The 15,530-nt window shown below is 67.9% G+C and carries 17 protein-coding genes; 7 read left to right on the forward strand and 10 right to left on the reverse strand.

Annotation, left to right across the window (positions count from 1 at the left end):
* Positions 1 to 66: 66 nt before the first annotated feature.
* Entirely contained in the window at positions 67 to 2,580 is a 2,514-nt protein-coding gene (locus ACP7AB_RS01610; RefSeq protein ID WP_425988226.1) for an ATP-binding protein, read from the forward strand.
* Positions 2,581 to 2,584: 4 nt separating this feature from the next.
* On the opposite strand, the gene ACP7AB_RS01615 is transcribed toward ACP7AB_RS01610, so the two are convergent.
* The 9 genes from ACP7AB_RS01615 to ACP7AB_RS01655 form a co-directional block, all read right to left on the reverse strand.
* Entirely contained in the window at positions 2,585 to 3,118 is a 534-nt protein-coding gene (locus tag ACP7AB_RS01615; RefSeq protein ID WP_425988228.1) for a methylated-DNA--[protein]-cysteine S-methyltransferase, read from the reverse strand.
* Between the two features lie 152 nt (positions 3,119 to 3,270).
* Positions 3,271 to 4,383: a bifunctional transcriptional activator/DNA repair enzyme AdaA gene (locus ACP7AB_RS01620; RefSeq protein WP_425988231.1), complete on the reverse strand. Its 1,113-nt coding sequence runs from the start codon at positions 4,381 to 4,383 to the stop codon at positions 3,271 to 3,273.
* 188 nt (positions 4,384 to 4,571) lie between these two features.
* On the reverse strand, positions 4,572 to 5,702 hold the full coding sequence (locus ACP7AB_RS01625; RefSeq protein ID WP_425988233.1) for a hypothetical protein: 1,131 nt from the start codon (positions 5,700 to 5,702) through the stop codon (positions 4,572 to 4,574).
* Positions 5,703 to 5,727: 25 nt separating this feature from the next.
* Positions 5,728 to 6,027: a PadR family transcriptional regulator gene (locus ACP7AB_RS01630; RefSeq protein ID WP_425988287.1), complete on the reverse strand. Its 300-nt coding sequence runs from the start codon at positions 6,025 to 6,027 to the stop codon at positions 5,728 to 5,730.
* A 171-nt stretch (positions 6,028 to 6,198) separates the two neighbouring features.
* Entirely contained in the window at positions 6,199 to 6,408 is a 210-nt protein-coding gene (locus ACP7AB_RS01635; protein ID WP_425988236.1) for a helix-turn-helix transcriptional regulator, read from the reverse strand.
* Positions 6,401 to 7,093, reverse strand: a complete 693-nt coding sequence (locus ACP7AB_RS01640) for a hypothetical protein (RefSeq protein ID WP_425988238.1) — start codon at positions 7,091 to 7,093, stop codon at positions 6,401 to 6,403. Before ACP7AB_RS01640 ends, ACP7AB_RS01635 begins: the two co-directional genes overlap by 8 nt.
* A 65-nt stretch (positions 7,094 to 7,158) precedes the next feature.
* Positions 7,159 to 7,668, reverse strand: coding sequence for a methylated-DNA--[protein]-cysteine S-methyltransferase (locus ACP7AB_RS01645; RefSeq protein WP_425988241.1), 510 nt, complete (start codon positions 7,666 to 7,668; stop codon positions 7,159 to 7,161).
* Positions 7,665 to 8,453, reverse strand: a complete 789-nt coding sequence (locus ACP7AB_RS01650) for an isocitrate lyase/PEP mutase family protein (protein WP_425988244.1) — start codon at positions 8,451 to 8,453, stop codon at positions 7,665 to 7,667. Before ACP7AB_RS01650 ends, ACP7AB_RS01645 begins: the two co-directional genes overlap by 4 nt.
* Before the next feature lie 89 nt (positions 8,454 to 8,542).
* Entirely contained in the window at positions 8,543 to 8,737 is a 195-nt protein-coding gene (locus ACP7AB_RS01655) for a hypothetical protein (RefSeq protein ID WP_303696511.1), read from the reverse strand.
* 129 nt (positions 8,738 to 8,866) lie between these two features.
* On the opposite strand from ACP7AB_RS01655, the gene ACP7AB_RS01660 reads away from it, so the two are divergent.
* The 4 genes from ACP7AB_RS01660 (at position 8,867) to ACP7AB_RS01675 (ending at position 11,310) form a co-directional block, all read left to right on the forward strand.
* Positions 8,867 to 9,760, forward strand: a complete 894-nt coding sequence (locus tag ACP7AB_RS01660) for a hypothetical protein (RefSeq protein ID WP_425988247.1) — start codon at positions 8,867 to 8,869, stop codon at positions 9,758 to 9,760.
* Positions 9,761 to 9,935: 175 nt separating this feature from the next.
* On the forward strand, positions 9,936 to 10,733 hold the full coding sequence (locus ACP7AB_RS01665) for a helix-turn-helix domain-containing protein (protein WP_425988249.1): 798 nt from the start codon (positions 9,936 to 9,938) through the stop codon (positions 10,731 to 10,733).
* A 125-nt stretch (positions 10,734 to 10,858) separates the two neighbouring features.
* On the forward strand, positions 10,859 to 11,083 hold the full coding sequence (locus ACP7AB_RS01670; protein WP_425988251.1) for a hypothetical protein: 225 nt from the start codon (positions 10,859 to 10,861) through the stop codon (positions 11,081 to 11,083).
* Positions 11,062 to 11,310 (forward strand): hypothetical protein, encoded by a 249-nt coding sequence (locus ACP7AB_RS01675; protein WP_425988253.1) that lies wholly within the window; start codon positions 11,062 to 11,064, stop codon positions 11,308 to 11,310. Before ACP7AB_RS01670 ends, ACP7AB_RS01675 begins: the two co-directional genes overlap by 22 nt.
* 2 nt (positions 11,311 to 11,312) lie before the next feature.
* On the opposite strand, the gene ACP7AB_RS01680 is transcribed toward ACP7AB_RS01675, so the two are convergent.
* The gene (locus ACP7AB_RS01680; protein ID WP_425988255.1) at positions 11,313 to 12,071 is read right to left on the reverse strand and encodes an extensin family protein; all 759 of its coding nucleotides are present in this window, start codon (positions 12,069 to 12,071) and stop codon (positions 11,313 to 11,315) included.
* Between the two features lie 116 nt (positions 12,072 to 12,187).
* Here ACP7AB_RS01680 and uvrB point away from each other — a divergent pair, with 116 nt between their 5' ends.
* Positions 12,188 to 14,560: an excinuclease ABC subunit UvrB gene (gene uvrB, locus ACP7AB_RS01685; RefSeq protein ID WP_425988257.1), complete on the forward strand. Its 2,373-nt coding sequence runs from the start codon at positions 12,188 to 12,190 to the stop codon at positions 14,558 to 14,560.
* A 23-nt stretch (positions 14,561 to 14,583) separates the two neighbouring features.
* Positions 14,584 to 15,420, forward strand: a complete 837-nt coding sequence (locus ACP7AB_RS01690) for an SIR2 family protein (protein WP_425988258.1) — start codon at positions 14,584 to 14,586, stop codon at positions 15,418 to 15,420.
* Positions 15,421 to 15,530: the final 110 nt, after the last annotated feature.

The raw sequence follows: 15,530 nt of genomic DNA on the forward strand, positions 1-15,530 counted from the left end.
CCCCGGCGCTAAAGCTTGCGAAACACCTTTGGGCCAGGTTGAGGCGTGCTCCTCCGTTGCGTACCCTTGTTGTTCAAAGCCCTGCTGCTCGGTCTCGCCGTGCTGGTGGCCGCGCCGACCCTGGTCCTCGCCAAGAACCCGGCCCCTCGCGATCCATTGGCCCTGGCCGCTGCTGTCGAGCGCCGGGCCGGCGCCACGACCTTCGCCCAGCTCGAAGCCTTCGGTCAGACGGCCCTGCGCACGCCCGGTCGGGAGGGGTTGAACCGGCTCTACCACGTCGTCTGGACCAACCTGAACCAGGGTGATTTCGAGGGCGCGACGCGGTGGAACCTGCAGCTCGCCGCCGCTGCAGGCCTGCAGGGCGACGCGCGCTATACGAAGATCGCCTATCTCAACGCCCTGACCATCCGCTACGACACGGGCGAGGACGCCGCCGCCGTCGAGATGGAGAAGATCGCCAGGACGGAATCCGACTGGTTCGTCCGCGCCCACGCCACCCGAATCCATGCCCTCGCCCTGATGGACCAGGACCGCCTCGGCGAAGGGCTGAACCTGCTCAACGAGGCCATGAGCCTGATCCCCGAGAATGAGGCCTTCGCCGACACGGCGCGCGCGGGTCTGTGGGAGGTGACCGGGATCGGCCTGATGAAGCTGAACGACATCCGCGGCGCCACCGACGCCTTCGGTCGGTTCGAGCTGGACTACAGCAATCCCGCCTATCCCCGGCCCGACTTCGACGCCGTCTACAACCTGGTCAGTATGGAGGTTCAGGTCGGCGACCAGCCCCTGGCCGAGCGGTTGTTCGCGGTCCACCACCGCTTGGCGACGCGCGCAGGGGTGGAGAGTCTGACCGTCTATGACGCCAACCTGTGCGCCATGGTGGCGCAGGGCGCCGACGATCCGTCCCGACTGCTGCGCTGCCTCGCGCCCTATGGCGAAAGCCTGGGCGCGGCCGAGTTCCTGGCCCCCCACATCCTGCCGCTCCGCGCCATGGCTCGCGCCCGCACCGGCGACGTGAACGGGGCGCGGCGCGACGTCGCCGAGATCCATCGTCGCCAGGCCGCGGGCGAGTTTCGCGACGAAGGCCTGTCACAGGTTCTGCATGCCGAGGCCGAAGTCCTCCAGGCCCAGGGCCGCTCGCGCGAAGCCTTCGACCTGCTTCGCCGCCATTCGGAAGAAGAATCCCTTCAGCAGACGCGCCGCTTCAGCGACGGCATCGGCCAGGTCACTTCGGAGATGCGGAACCAGTTGCGGGAGCGCCGCCATCAGCTGGAGACCGCCCGCGCCAACACCGCGCTCCAGGCCGACGTCATTGATAGCCAGCGCTGGATCGTCGGCATCGGCGTGGTCTTCCTCCTCAGCGCCGCCGCCCTGCTGTTCCGTCAGTGGCGCCTGACCGGCCATCTGCGCTTCGCCCGCCGCCGCGCCGAGGATGCCAACCGGGCCAAGTCCGAGTTCCTGGCCAATATGAGCCACGAGATCCGCACGCCTCTGAACGGGGTCGTGGCCATGGCCGACGCCCTGTCGCGTCGCGCCCTCGACGACGCCGAGCACGAGATGGTCGAGATCATCCGCTCGTCAGGCGTGACCCTGGAACGGCTGCTCTCCGACATCCTCGACAGCGCCAAGATCGAGGCCGGTCAGGTGACCATCGAGACCGCGCCCTTCGCACTCGGCCAAGCGGTCAAAGACATCGCCGCCCTGTGGAGCTTCAAGGTTGAGGGCAGCCCGGTCGCCCTGGTTGTCGAGCTCGACCCGACGCTGGAGCGGACGGTCGTCGGCGACGTCGTCCGCGTGCGCCAGATCCTCGCCAACCTCGTGTCCAACGCCCTGAAATTCACCAGCGCCGGCGCCGTGACCCTGCGCGTCGAGCCGGTCGGCGACGATCGTGTCCGCTTCTCCGTCACCGACACCGGCGTCGGCTTCGACGCGGAGCAGAGGGCGCGAATCTTCACCCGCTTCCAGCAGGCCGACGGCTCGATCACCCGGCGCTTCGGCGGCACCGGCCTGGGCCTCGCCATCTCCCGTGACCTCGCCGTGCTGATGGGTGGCGAACTGGACTGCGAGTCGACCCCAGGCGAGGGCTCGCGTTTCTGGTTCGAACTGCCCCTGCCCGCCGCCGTGGTCGAGGAGGCGGTCGCCGGCGCGATGGACGACGCCGCGCCGGAGGGCTTGCGCATCCTGCTGGCCGACGATCATCCGGCCAACCGCAAGGTTATCGATGTGCTGCTGGCCCCGACCGGAGCGACCCTGATCGCCGTCGAGAATGGTCAGGAGGCGCTCGACGCCTTCGCCGGAGGCGGCTTCGACCTGATCCTGATGGACATGCAGATGCCCGTCATGGACGGCCTGACCGCCACCGCCGCCATCCGCGCCCTCGAGGGCGAGCGCGGCCTCGCCCGCACCCCGCTCCTGATGCTGACCGCCAACGCCATGGCCGAGCATGTCGAAGCCGGTCGTCTCGCCGGCGCCGACGGCCACCTCGCCAAACCCGTCACCACCCAGACCCTGTTCGCCGCCATCGCCGCCGCCCTCGACGCCGTGGAACCGGACATGGCGGAAGAGGTCAGCGCGGCCTGACCTCTCAGAGGGTCGCGCCTTCGTGGGCCAGCAGCCAGCGTTTGCGCTCGAGCCCGCCAGCATAGCCCGTCAGGGTCCCGTTCGCCCCGATCACCCGGTGGCAGGGCACGATGACCGCGATGGGGTTCTGGCCGTTCGCCAGCCCCGCCGCCCGGACCGCTTTCGGCGATCCGATGGCCACCGCCAGCTGACCGTAGCTGCGCGTCTCGCCGGCCGGGATGGCCCTGAGCGCGGCCCATACGGCGCGCTGGAAGACCGTGCCACCCGTCCGGACCTTCAGCCCGTCCAGCGCCCGCGCGTCCCCGGCGAAATAGGCCTCGACCGCGCCGCGCACCGCCCCCGGCGCTCGACCCGCGACAAGCTCCGCGTCCGGCGCATGGCGACCCAGCAACCGCATCATGCGCGGCTCGTAGTCGGCGAAGTCCAGCGCCCGCACAGCGCCGTCCGTATCTGTGACCAGCAGCACCTCGCCGACCGGCGTCGCGATACGGTCCAGGGTCAGGGTCTCAGGCTGCGCGCCAGAGTCGCGAGTTGTCATCGTCGTTCTCCATCGGTTTTTCTCTCCTCCCCGTCGCCGAAGGGCGATGGGGAGGTGGCTCATCGCGATCAGCGATGAGACGGAGGGGGCGACTCCGTCGTGCCGATTGAACGCTGTCGTCCCTCACCTCGACCGCCGTGTCGCCCCCTCCGTCACGCCGCCTGACGGCACCGCGCCACCTCCGCATCCGCTTCGCGGACAGGGAGGAGACCGTTCAACTTGAGGTGCAGCGCGCCATAGGCCCGCCACGGCCGCCACAGCTCCGCCCGGTCCGCCAGCGTCGCGTCGTTTAATCGATCACTCGGGGCGTCCTCGCCCGCGTCAATCCAGTCGCCCGGCAGCCGCAGTCCCGGCCGCGCCTCGACCAGAGGCTTCAGCATCGGATCGACCGACAGGTCGCGCGCAATGGCTTCGGGGTCGGCGGACAGGTCGAACACCCGGCGCACCCGCGCTAGGATGCCCGGCAGGGCCTTCAGGTCGCTGGCCTCGACGCAGACCTCCAGCCGACCGGGCTTGCCCAGCGTCGCCGAGACGAAGCCGTCGGCGCCGTCGACATCCCGGATCAGATCGCGCGACCAGGTCCGGCCCTCGCCCCTGTCGCCCCGCGCCTTCAGGGCGGCGAACATCGCGTCCTGGTCATAGGGTGGGCGCCAGGACAGACCCAGCTTCACCCCCTCGCCCGGCGGCCGCTCGGCCCGACGACGCAGTTCCGAGGGTGCGCGGCGATACAGGGCCTGGAAGGTCTCGTTGAACCGCCGCACCGAACCGAAGCCCGACGCATGCGCCACCTGCGCCATCGACAGGTCGGTCTCGTGGATCAGGGCCTTGGCCAGCAGCACGCGCCGCGTCTGGGCCACGCTGACCGGGGCCGCGCCGAGGTGCTGTTTGAACAGCCGCCGCAGCTGGCGCTCGCCGACCCCCAGCCGTCCGGCCAGGGCGTCGACGTCGGCCTCGTCCAGCGCCCCCGCCTCGATCAGGGCCAGGGCCCGGCTGACGGTGTTCGACGTGCCCCGCCACGCCCCCATGTCGGGCGCCGTCTCTGGCCTGCAACGCAGGCAGGCGCGGAAACCGGCTTCCTCAGCCGCCGCCGCCGTGACCACGAAGACCATGTTCTCGCGCTTCGGCGTCCGGGCGGGACAGACCGGACGGCAGTAGATGCCCGTCGTCTTCACGCAGCCGAAGAACCGGCCGTCGAACCGGACGTCGCGCGTCAGAACGGCCCGGTAGCAGGCCTCCTGATCCAGGGTCTCGGCGCGCGTTTCCATGCCGCGAAGATGGCCCTTCCCCGATGGGAAGTCTCGCGGTTTTCGGACATTGCCGTACATTCCTCCCCCATCGGGGGAGGGGGACCACGAAGTGGTGGAGGGGGCTCACCCCAGACACCGAGTGCGTAGCTGGCCCCCTCCGTCACGTCGCGAAGATACGCCGCGCCACCTCCCCCGATGGGGGAGGATTAAGCCCGCACGGCCCGCCAGGCGTTGGCGACGATCGTATAGACGAGGCTGACCGCGCTGATCGCCAGGGCCCAGGTCAGGATCAGCGACAGGGTCGAGGCCACGCCGGTCAGGTCCCGTTCGCTCTCGCGAAGCTCGCGCAGCCGGTCGAAGTCCAGCAGCACCCCGTCCCCCGCGATCCGCGCCTGTTCCGCGCCGACGCTGAGGGTGAACCAGTGACCCGCCTCGGAGATGTTCCAGGTCAGCCACAGGCCGGCGGCGGCGACCAGGATCGCCAGCACCGCCCGCATCCGCGCCGCCTGCGGCCGGATCAGGGTGAACAGGTCGATCCCCATCTGGCCCAGGGCGTAGAGCAGCACCGGGACGAACAGCACGGCCCAGATCGGCGCCGGCGAGACCGAGACCAGGTCGCCGTCGATCCGCATGACGCTCAGGCCGGGGAAGTGAACCAGCCCCACCCACCACAGGACGAACAGCCCGACCGCGAGGAAGGAGAAGGCCGCCTCGGCCCCGAAATCCCGAGTGCCCCGCATCGCCCGGGTGCGCCACATCGGCCGCAGGCCCGACCCGGATCCCGCGCCCATCCTGTCACTCGCGCTCTTCACGCTCGCGCCCCACCAGGACGGGTCGGACAGGCCGAAGGCCGACAGGTCCTGGACCCGCCAGTCGGTGAGCCATTTCGGCCGGATGGCGTAGTGCTCCATGATCGCCCCGGCCAGGGTCAGGGCCCCGATCAGGGTCAGACCGGAACCGAAGAAGCCGTGGAACGACTGGGCGATGTCCTGACCCGCGTCCGCCGTGCCGCTGATCAGCCGGATGAACAGGCCGATGCCCGAGACGACCAGCAGGATCAGAAGCCCCGCCTTCACCCCGTACAGCCAGTAGGGAAACAGCTCCGGTCCGATCAGCGAATCCGGCCCCTTGCGATAGCGCGCGGCCACGACCAGCGGATGGCCGATCTCCTTCAGGATCACCTCGCGCTCGTCGTCGGCCAACGACCGGCCCAGCGTCTCTTCCCTGGCCTCGACGCGGCTCAGGATCAGATCGCGCAGCTCGGCGACGATGTCGTCGCGTTCCTCCACCGACAACTGGGCCGCGACAGCCTCCAGATAGCGTTCCACCATGTCCATGGCCTTGCCCCTCAGTCCTGAAATGTCAGAGAATCTTGTCGAGCGAGGCATTGATGCCCCGCCATTCGCCAGCGAGCCGTTCCAGCATCGCCACGCCCATCGGCGACAGGACGTAGAAGCGCTTTTTCCGCTTCTCCTCCTCGCGCCATTCGCTCAGCAGCAGCCCCTGCGACTCCAGTCGGCGGAGCAGCGGATAGAGGGTCGATTCCTCCATCTCCAGCCCGTCGGCGGCCAGGGCCTGACGCAGGGTGTAGCCGTAGCGCTCGGTCCGCAGGCAGGCGAGCACCGCCAGCACCAGCGACCCGCGCCGCAGCTCCAGCCGCATGCTCTCGAAGAGTTCGATGTCGATCGCCACGCGGCCCGTTCCTCACGTCACATAGTGTGTGACACACAGTGTATGCGACATACTGTGTGAGGGAGTCAAGCGCGACGCGGACCTGGAACAGGGCCCGCCTGACGACGGGCCCCGTAAAGGTAGACAGCTGATCGACCCCAGCTACTCCGTCAGGAAGAACAGCCCTTCGACCGTCGTTCCGAGCGCCCGCGCCAGTTCCAGCGCGAGCAGGGTCGAGGGGACGAAGACCCCGTTCTCGACCGTGTTGATCGTCTTGCGCGACACCCCCGCCCGCTCGGCCAGTTCAGCCTGGGTCAGGCCGGCGGCAGTGCGGATTTCCTTGAGGCGAGACCCGAGTCGGGCGTCACCCATCCTTGCCGAACTCCCGATCGAGCCAGGCGAAGCGGATGCCGGCCGTAGCTCCGGCGCCGGCCAGCACGAGGGGCAGGGCTGCGATCCCCGTCTCAGGCCGCCACAAGCCGAGGCCGAAGGCGACGGTCGCTCCGACCATCAGGACCACAAAGGCCGCGGCGATCGCCCGCGCCCGCAGCACCCCGGTCAGCTCGTCTTCCAGGAAACGCTTGTTGGCGCGGGTCTGATGATCCCAGCCCATCGTGATCGAGGCGATCAGCCACGCATAGATTACCGGCAGGGGCGCACTGACATAGTCCCCAAAACTCCCTTCACCTGCCAGAATGTCCTGCATCGCCAGCGTCGACTGTACGAGGAGGGCCAGGGTCACCAATGGGAAAATCCACAGCTGGCGCACCCGCTGCGCCTGCAGCCGGTCACGCTTCAGGGGCTCGGTCTCGCTGCGCCAGCCGTTGGCGCCCGGCCGCAGAATCCAGGCCAGGATCGCTCCGCCCAAGGCCAGGCCGACGCCGACCCCGGCCAGCACGCCCCATCCCGTGGCCGCGTCGCCCGTGCGTTGCGACCCCATGACGAACCCGAACCCCGACATCATCGCGCCCAGCACGATCGTCGCCAGGGCGGTGGCGAACTTCCTGCGCCGCGCCCGCGCTTCCTTCCGCATCTCCCTGTCGTCCATCGCCGTCATCTCCGTCTCTGGTTCATGTCACCTTGGGGTTACATATCACCTATAGGTTACACGGCGTCAAGCGGTCAGATCAGCAGCGCCCCCTCGTGGCGCAAAAGCCAGGTCTTGCGCTCCAGCCCGCCACCGAACCCGACCATCGCTCCATCGGCGCCCACGACCCGGTGGCAGGCCAGCACCAGCGGGATCGGGTTCCGGTTCAGGGCCGCCCCCGCCGCCTGGGCCGCGCCCGGCTCCCCGGCCCGCCGCGCCATCTCGCCGTAGGACATCGTCTGGCCGACCGGCGCCTCCCACAGGGCGCGCCAGACCCGGGCCTGAAATCCGTCACCCGCAGCCGCTCCATCCAGCGACCAGTCGATCCGCATCAAGGCCTGCAGGTCACCGTCGAAATAGTCGGCCAGCGGGCGCGCTATCGCTTGCGGCGCCTCGCCCGCGTCCATCGCCGCGCCCGGATACTCCCGCCCCATCGCCCGCCTGAGCCCGTCACCGGATGACACGCCCCTCAACCGGCCGGCCTCGTCAACCGCGAGCGCCAGCACGCCGATCGGCGAGGCGATCCCGGACGCGATCAGCCTCACGGCTGCATCAGGGCGTTCAGCGCGCCATAGTCCATCGCTTCCGCAGCCTGCGGATTCGAATCCCCGTCCGCCAGGAAACCGCGCGTCAGCCGGTCCGCCGTCGCATAGGCCGCTGCGGAGAGGTTCGACCCCGCGCTCAGCCGCCGCACGCCCAGCGCCTCCAGCCCCTTCGCATCCGGGAGCGCCGGCCGCGCCGGCAGGTTCAGCGGCAGGCCCAGATCCACCAGGGCCGTGATCGTGTCCGCATCCGTCACGCCCGGCATGAACAGGCCGTCGGCCCCGGCCGCGCGGTACAGCGCCGCCCGCCTGACCGCTTCCTGCAGCCGCGCCTCGACCGGTCCGATCCCTCTCAGCCACAGGTCGCAGCGGGCGTTGATGAAAAGCTCAGGGCCTACCGACCCGCGCACCGCCGCGATCTTGTCGGCCAGCGCCTCCGCCGTCCCGTCCGCGTCCTCGATGTTGATCCCGACCGCGCCGGTCTCCCAGGTCCGCCGCACGAAGGCCGCGGCCCCCTTCGGCTCGTCGGAGAAGCCGCCCTCGACGTCCGCGCTGACCGGAACCACGCCCGCCACCCGGATCATCCGCGCCAAGGTGCCCAGCAACTCAGCCTCCGGCGGCGTCGCTCCGTCCGGCCAGCCCAGCGCCCAGGCCACGCCCGCGCTGGTCGTCGCCACCGCCTTCGCCCCTGCCGCAATCGACAGGGCGGTCGAGGCCGCGTCCCAGGCGTTGGGCAGGATCAGCAGGCCGGAACCATGGAGGGCGTGGAAGGTCTCGCAAGCCGACATCGATGATCTCCTTTTGTTCCTCCGACCATGGCGCGCTTCGCCACGGGAGTCTCGCGGGAATCGGACAGTATTGAGAACCGGCGAAAGGCCTATTTATGCGTCCAGGGGCGGTTGGCGCCCGGCGTGACCCCGGCCGCCTGTTCGCGCTGGAAGCGCCCGCCGCGCGGCGGCTTCGGCCGGGCGTCCAGCTTCGCGGTCTTGAGCCGCAAGGCCTTCTGCGCCGGCGTCTCTCCCACCGGACCGTCGGTCGAGGGCGTTGAGGTCTGGTCGGGCTGATCGGTCATGCCCGGACCCCTAGCACGCGGGCGGCCATGGCGCCTGTCGTATCGCGGCGGATGAGCCGCACGGCAACCTTAACCGCCGCACGCCGTTCTGCTGACCGTAGGCAGGCGAAACCGCCGGAGAGCACCCCCATGAATTCGATCAAGACCTTTACGGCCATCGCGGCCGGCGCCGCCGTTATCTCGATGGCCCCTCTCGCCCAGGCCCAGACGCCCTATGGCCAGTCCGGCTCACAGCAGCCGACCGGCCAGGAAGTCTTCGGCCAGATCCTGCAGAACCTGTTTGGTGGTCAGACGTCCGGTTCGATCGACGCCGAATGGAGCCGTGGGCGTCGCGCGCTCGGCGCCCAGCAGACCACCTTCAACAGCCGCCTGGACGCCCAGGTCCGCTCAGGCTCACTGTCTTCCTGGTCCGCCGATCGAATTCGCACGGACTATGACGCTCTGGTGCAGCTGGAGGCCCGCTACGGCCAGGACGGGCGCTTCACGACCCAGGAGCGTCAGGACCTGACCACCCGCTACAACGCCCTGACCTCAGCGCTCGAGGACGGCGGCTACGGCGACGACATCGGCGGCTACCAGTCTGCCGCCGACGGCCGGGCGGACTTCGAAGCTCGCGTTGACGCCGCCGTGCGCGCCCGCACGCTGACCCGCACCGACGCCACGCGCCTGCGCAGCGATTACGCGGCCATCGTTTCGGTCGAGGCCGGCTTCCAGCGCGACGGTCTCAGCGCCCGCGAGCGCCAGGATATCGAGGCCCGCCTCGACACCATCGACGCCCGCGTCCCGGGCGGAAACTACGGCAACGGCGGCGGCTGGCAGCAGACTCCGCGCGATCGCCTGAGCGCCATCGAACGCGTCCTCTACACCCTGCCGCGCGGCCAGCAGGACGCCATCCGGGTCCAGTTCGAGGACCTGACCCGACTCGAGGCGGCGTATTCGCGCACCCGCCCGTCCAGCGACGACACGGCCTATCTGGACCGCCGCATCGGCGAGCTCGAGGTCCAGGCGCGCGTTCGGCGCTAGACCGAACCCGCATCCGTTCCGGGCCGAGCCCAGGCCGCAAAGACCATGAAGGCCTCGCACGCTCCAGCGTGCGGGGCTTTTTCGCATTCACGGCGCGGAAACCGGGTCCGTGGAGTTCACCGGCCAGGCGGCCCGCCGCTGGATCGGCGACACCTCTTTCGGCTAGGCTGTCGTCATGCTGGTCTATCGTCGTCAGGCCGCCGCCGCCCGCCTTCGCGGCGTCGTGCGCGGCTACCAGGAAAGGACAGGCCTCCTGTCCGGCCCGGGGGTGGTGACGCCACTGACTGCGCGTCCGAACGCCTTCATCGAGATCTATACGGCCACGCCCTACTGGGCCGATGTGGGGTCCGGGTTCGCAGCGGCGCCGGACGCCGTGATCGTGGGGCCCCAGACCCGGCGCCATACCGATCTGCTGATGCGTGGCGAGATCTGCGCCTTCAATATCCAGTTTCAGACCGGAGGCCTCAACCGGCTGCTGGGGCTGCCCATGGAGGAGATGGCGGATGCCGCCCATGCTGCGGACCGGGTGGGCGGATCGAGACTTTCGGAGCTCAGGGCCGTGGTCGAGGCCGCATCCGGGTTCGAGGGCCGTGTCGCCGCCGCCGAAGCCTGGCTGTCGGTGTGCATGCAGACCGCGCGCCCTCGCGATGCGGTCGATCAGGCGGCGGACATCCTGCGCCGGATGCGCGGCGCGGTCCGCATCGACGTCCTGGCCGAACGCGCGGGGCTGGGCGAACGCCAGTTCCATCGACGCTTCACCGCCCAGGTCGGGGTCCCGCCGAAACTCTATGCCCGCATCGTGCGGTTCGACGCGATGGTGGCGGATCGAGATCGCGACCCGTCCCGCAAATGGGCCGCCCTGGCCCAGGAGCACGGCTATTTTGACCAGTCCCATCTCCAGCGGGACTTCCATGCCTTCGCCGGAACCGCCCCCGGCGGATTCGCCTCGCCGCTTCCGATCATCCGCACATGACCGATCCTTCCTAGCCCGCCCGGGCGGGCGCGTGGCTGAGTGGGTTCCGTCCGAACGGAAATGGCATCATGCACCGCCGCCACGCCCTTCTCGGCCTGTTTTCCCTTCCTGTCGCAGGAACCGCCATGACCGCCCTCGCCCAGCCCTCCGCCGACAGCCACGCCGATATCCACGCCTGGCTGGATCAGCACGCCGCAGCCTGGAACGCCAACGACGTCGCCGCCATGTACGCCCGCGCCGCCCCCGATCTGCACTGGATCAACGTCGTCGGGATGCACTGGAAGGGCCTGCCCGCCGTGATCCATGCGCACGAGGTCTCTTTGCCATCATGTTCCATGATGTGCCCCTGACCCTTCTGGGCGTGGACAGCGTCGTCGAGACCGCGCCGGAGTTCCGGGTCTGCGTCGCCCGCTGGGTGCTGGGCGACTACACCACGCCGTCGGGGCAAACGGTCGTGGCGGAAACCAACCGCATGACCCTGGTCTTCTCGGGACGGGACGACGGCCTGCAGCTACGCCACGTCGCCAACATCCGCATCGATCCGGACGCCGCCCGCCACGATCCCGCGCCGGGCTGAGGTCAACGACACAGCCGCCCCTGCTCCGCCTCCAGGTGCAGGTGATCGTGATGCACGGCATTGTAGTCGGGGCTGAGGACGGTGCCGAAGACCTGGCAGCCCTCGTCGCGGATACGGTGCAGGAAGCGCGCCTCGGGCGTGCCGGCGGCCCAGTCGCCCGCCACGGTGATCCGGCGCCCGTCTCTCAACCGCACACCGCTGAAATCCAGCGCCGCCGCCCGCGAATGGGCGCTGGCCCGCGATGTTTCCCCTGAGTCGTTCCGCACGCCCCGGCAGGCATAGACCCCCATGTGGTCGATCTCGACCACGTCCGAGCCGAGCAGTTCGCGCGCCGCCGGTTCCACTGACTGACGCCGCCAGACGCTGACCGCCGCCGCCAGGGCGCAGGTCATGGTGACATCGGACGGCGCCATCCGGGCTGTCGTCCCCATGTCCGGCCCCAGCACCCCCGCCGCCGTCAGGCCGCAGGTTTCGGAGTTCACCCGGTCCGGCGTCGGACTGAACGTCACCCGCGCCGCCTCCAGCTCCGCCTCGCACTGCGCCGGGGTCTGCGTCGCCCGCTGCACGCGGCCGAGCGTCCCACTGTCGATCGGCTGATCGATCACTCCGGCTCCAGGCGCGACATAGACCGACGGCCCGGGGTTCGGCTCCGGAGCGTAGGGCGTGTAGCCCGACGGCGGGACGGTGTTGGGGATCAGACGGCCACAGCCGGACAGGACGACGAGCAGAAGGGCGACCGCGAGGCGTGACGTTCCGGGCATGACCCGAACCTGACAGGATTCGCCGCCCGATTCTGCTGACAGCCTGCTGGCAGCATCCGCATCGGCCGCCCGCGCCTTGACTGGCGACATCTCCCCTCGCGCACTAAGTTCCGTTCATGAACCGTTCTTCGACCCCCAAGGGCTCGGCGCCCGTCATCAAGAAGCCCGTCCACATCCCGAACCAGGGCGTGGCGGAAGCGCCGTCGGCCTTCCTGCGCGACGACAGGACGCCTCTCCCGAAGGCGATGAAGACTATGCCGATGTTTACGCCGGTCACCGGCCCGCGCCTGACGCCGGAGGAGGCGCCGACCTCGCCCGGCGACTGGGTCCCGCACCGTCCCGACCGCCCGTCGAAGTCACTCAAGGGCCGACAGAACAACCGCTTCCGGCTGGAGACCGCTTACACTCCCGCCGGCGACCAGCCCGCCGCCATCGCCGAACTGGTGTCCCAAGCGGCCCAGGGCGACCGCGATCAGGTGCTGCTGGGCGTCACCGGCTCGGGCAAGACCTTCACCATGGCCAAGGTCATCGAGGCGACCCAGCGCCCGGCCCTGATCCTGGCCCCCAACAAGACCCTGGCGGCCCAGCTTTACTCTGAATTTAAGTCTTTCTTCCCGGACAATGCGGTTGAATACTTTGTAAGTTACTACGATTACTACCAGCCTGAGGCCTATGTTCCACGAACAGACACCTATATTGAGAAAGACTCAAGTATAAACGAGCAGATCGACCGGATGCGCCACTCGGCGACGCGGTCGATCCTGGAGCGGGACGATGTGATCGTGGTGGCGAGCGTCAGCTGCATCTACGGCATCGGGTCGGTCGAGACCTATACCGCCATGACCTTCGACCTGAAGGTCGGGGACCAGATCGACGAGTCCAAGCTGCGCGCCGACCTGATCGCCCTGCAGTACAAGCGCAACGACGTCGCCTTCGACCGCGGCATGTTCAGGAAACGCGGCGACACGGTCGAGATCTTCCCCGTCCACCTCGACGACCGGGCCTGGCGCGTCAGCCTGTTCGGCGACGAGATCGAGTCGATCGCCGAGTTCGACCCCCTGACCGGCAAGAAGACCGCCGAGCTGAAGGAGGTCACCGTCTATGCCGCCAGCCACTACGTCACCCCGCGCCCGACGCTGAACCAGGCGCTCGGCGGCATCAAGGCCGAGCTCAAGGAGACGCTCGACTGGATGATCGAGAACGGCAAATTGCTGGAGGCCCAGCGGCTGGAGCAACGCGTGCGCTTCGACCTGGAGATGATGGAGGCGACCGGCTCCTGCGCCGGCATCGAGAACTACAGCCGCTGGCTGACCGGCCGCAGCCCCGGCGAACCTCCGCCGACCTTCTTCGAATACATCCCCGACAACGCCCTGCTGTTCGTGGACGAGAGCCACGTCACCATCGGCCAGATCAACGGCATGTTCCGGGGCGACTATCGCCGCAAATCGACCCTGGCCGAATACGGCTTCCGCCTGCCCTCCTGCATCGACAACCGCCCGCTGAAGTTCGACGAATGGGAGGCGATGCGGCCCCAGACGGTGCACGTCTCGGCCACCCCCGGCCCGTGGGAGATGGAACAGACCGGCGGCGTCTTCGTCGAACAGGTCATCCGCCCGACCGGCCTGATCGACCCCCCGGTCGAAATTCGACCGGTGTCGGGGCAAACGCGAAATCAGGTCGACGACGTCATCGACGAGGTCAAGGCCGTGGCCCGCCAGGGCTACCGCTCCCTGGTCACCGTCCTGACCAAGAAGATGGCCGAGGACCTGACGGAGTACATGCACGAACAGGGCGTGCGCGTGCGCTACATGCACTCCGACGTCGACACGATGGAGCGGATCGAGATCATCCGCGACCTGCGCCTGGGCTCCTTCGACGTCCTGATCGGCATCAACCTTCTGCGCGAGGGGCTCGACATCCCCGAGTGCGGCCTGGTCGCCATCCTCGACGCCGACAAGGAGGGCTTCCTGCGCTCCGAGACCTCCCTGATCCAGACCATCGGCCGCGCGGCCCGCAACGTCGACGGCCGCGTCATCCTCTATGCCGACCGGGTCACCGGCTCGATGGAGCGCGCCATGGCCGAGACCAACCGCCGCCGCGAGCGCCAGGAGGCCTACAACCTCGAACACGGCATCACGCCCGAGAGCGTCAAGCGCGACATCAAGGAGATCCTGGCCAGCCCCTATGAGAAGGACCGCGTCCTGGTCCCCACGGGCGTCAAGGAGGAGAGCCGCCCGTTCGTCGGCAACAACTTCCAGGCCACGCTGCGCGACATGGAGGGCAAGATGCGCGAGGCCGCCAGCAATCTGGAGTTCGAGGAGGCCGGCCGTCTCCGCGACGAGATCAAGAAGCTGAAACTGCTCGACCTGGAGTTCGCCAACGAGATCCTGACCGGGGATGGACAGGATGTGGACGCGTCAGCGCCGAAGCGGTGGCGCAAGGAGGCGCAGGCGGAGGCGCAGGAGCGGTTCAGGAAGGGGCGGTTGTAAGGATTGCGGTAGGAAATCAGTGGATGAAGGTGCTGGACCTAGGGTGGGTAAACGGTATGGTAGCGCCAAACAAGCGGGGCGGGAAAATTATGGAGCTTTCGGAAGCAATTCAGTTGGTCCAACAGGGCAACTCGATCCTGCTTTTAGGAGCGGGGTTCTCCTGCCCCAGCAAAAATAAAGTCCACCGGAATCTCCCGACCGGAGGTCAGCTAGCGACACTCCTGGCAGCAGAACTGGGGCTGCCTGATAAATATCCGCTGGCTGTAGTCGCCTCGCGATTTGAAAAAGCCAAAGGAGAGTTAGCCCTTACCGCGTACCTTTCAGAGACATTCTCTGCGGAATCGGTAACGCCCGATCAAGAGCGGGTTTGCATGTTGCCGTGGCGCAGAGCCTACACCTTAAATTACGACAACGTAGTTGAAAAGATCTATAGCCAACGATTTAAGTCTATCACCAGCTTAAACTATGATTCGCCGATCCGCAGTACAGACGGCGCCATGCAGTATATTCACCTTCATGGAGAGCTGCACTCAGGAAACATGGCGTCTAATTCTCTGGTGCTCGGAAATCAATCATACAACACGCTTCAATCCAGCTCTGGCTGGTTCGCTCGATTTCGTAACGATATAGAACTTGCAGACTGCGTTATCGCTGTTGGGTGCAGCTTATCTGATCTTCATATTTCGAGCTTGTTTTTCAACGACCCGGTCCTGCAAGGAAAAACCTTCTTTGTCGATATAGAGGATATGGATGAGGTCTGGCTCGATAACCTTTCAGAATATGGAAAGGTCGAGCCAATCGGGCTGAAAAAGTTCGCAGATATGATATCCGCGTCCCCGCCGCCCGTTCTAAGAGCCTGAACGAAAAAGAAGTTGGGTGATTTCAGTTCGTTGTGATTCTGTCGGAGTTGCGAAGCTTCGATGGAGACCACGATGGCCTGGACCGAAACCACCCGCCACCAGTATCGGCG

The sequence above is a fragment of the Brevundimonas sp. TWP3-1-2b1 genome, assembly GCF_049896165.1.
Taxonomy (GTDB): Bacteria; Pseudomonadota; Alphaproteobacteria; order Caulobacterales; family Caulobacteraceae; genus Brevundimonas; species Brevundimonas subvibrioides_B.

Excerpts from the sequence above, each read along its gene's own strand:
- ACP7AB_RS01615 (WP_425988228.1), bottom strand. The coding sequence starts at position 3,118 with ATGACAACTCGCGACTCTGGCGCGCAGCCTGAGACCCTGACCCTGGAC.
- ACP7AB_RS01620 (WP_425988231.1), bottom strand. The coding sequence starts at position 4,383 with ATGGAAACGCGCGCCGAGACCCTGGATCAGGAGGCCTGCTACCGGGCC.
- ACP7AB_RS01625 (WP_425988233.1), bottom strand. The coding sequence starts at position 5,702 with ATGGACATGGTGGAACGCTATCTGGAGGCTGTCGCGGCCCAGTTGTCG.
- ACP7AB_RS01630 (WP_425988287.1), bottom strand. The coding sequence starts at position 6,027 with ATGCGGCTGGAGCTGCGGCGCGGGTCGCTGGTGCTGGCGGTGCTCGCC.
- ACP7AB_RS01635 (WP_425988236.1), bottom strand. The coding sequence starts at position 6,408 with ATGGGTGACGCCCGACTCGGGTCTCGCCTCAAGGAAATCCGCACTGCC.
- ACP7AB_RS01640 (WP_425988238.1), bottom strand. The coding sequence starts at position 7,093 with ATGACGGCGATGGACGACAGGGAGATGCGGAAGGAAGCGCGGGCGCGG.
- ACP7AB_RS01650 (WP_425988244.1), bottom strand. The coding sequence starts at position 8,453 with ATGTCGGCTTGCGAGACCTTCCACGCCCTCCATGGTTCCGGCCTGCTG.
- ACP7AB_RS01655 (WP_303696511.1), bottom strand. The coding sequence starts at position 8,737 with ATGACCGATCAGCCCGACCAGACCTCAACGCCCTCGACCGACGGTCCG.
- ACP7AB_RS01660 (WP_425988247.1), top strand. The coding sequence starts at position 8,867 with ATGAATTCGATCAAGACCTTTACGGCCATCGCGGCCGGCGCCGCCGTT.
- ACP7AB_RS01665 (WP_425988249.1), top strand. The coding sequence starts at position 9,936 with ATGCTGGTCTATCGTCGTCAGGCCGCCGCCGCCCGCCTTCGCGGCGTC.
- ACP7AB_RS01670 (WP_425988251.1), top strand. The coding sequence starts at position 10,859 with ATGACCGCCCTCGCCCAGCCCTCCGCCGACAGCCACGCCGATATCCAC.
- ACP7AB_RS01675 (WP_425988253.1), top strand. The coding sequence starts at position 11,062 with ATGTTCCATGATGTGCCCCTGACCCTTCTGGGCGTGGACAGCGTCGTC.
- ACP7AB_RS01680 (WP_425988255.1), bottom strand. The coding sequence starts at position 12,071 with ATGCCCGGAACGTCACGCCTCGCGGTCGCCCTTCTGCTCGTCGTCCTG.
- uvrB (WP_425988257.1), top strand. The coding sequence starts at position 12,188 with ATGAACCGTTCTTCGACCCCCAAGGGCTCGGCGCCCGTCATCAAGAAG.
- ACP7AB_RS01690 (WP_425988258.1), top strand. The coding sequence starts at position 14,584 with ATGAAGGTGCTGGACCTAGGGTGGGTAAACGGTATGGTAGCGCCAAAC.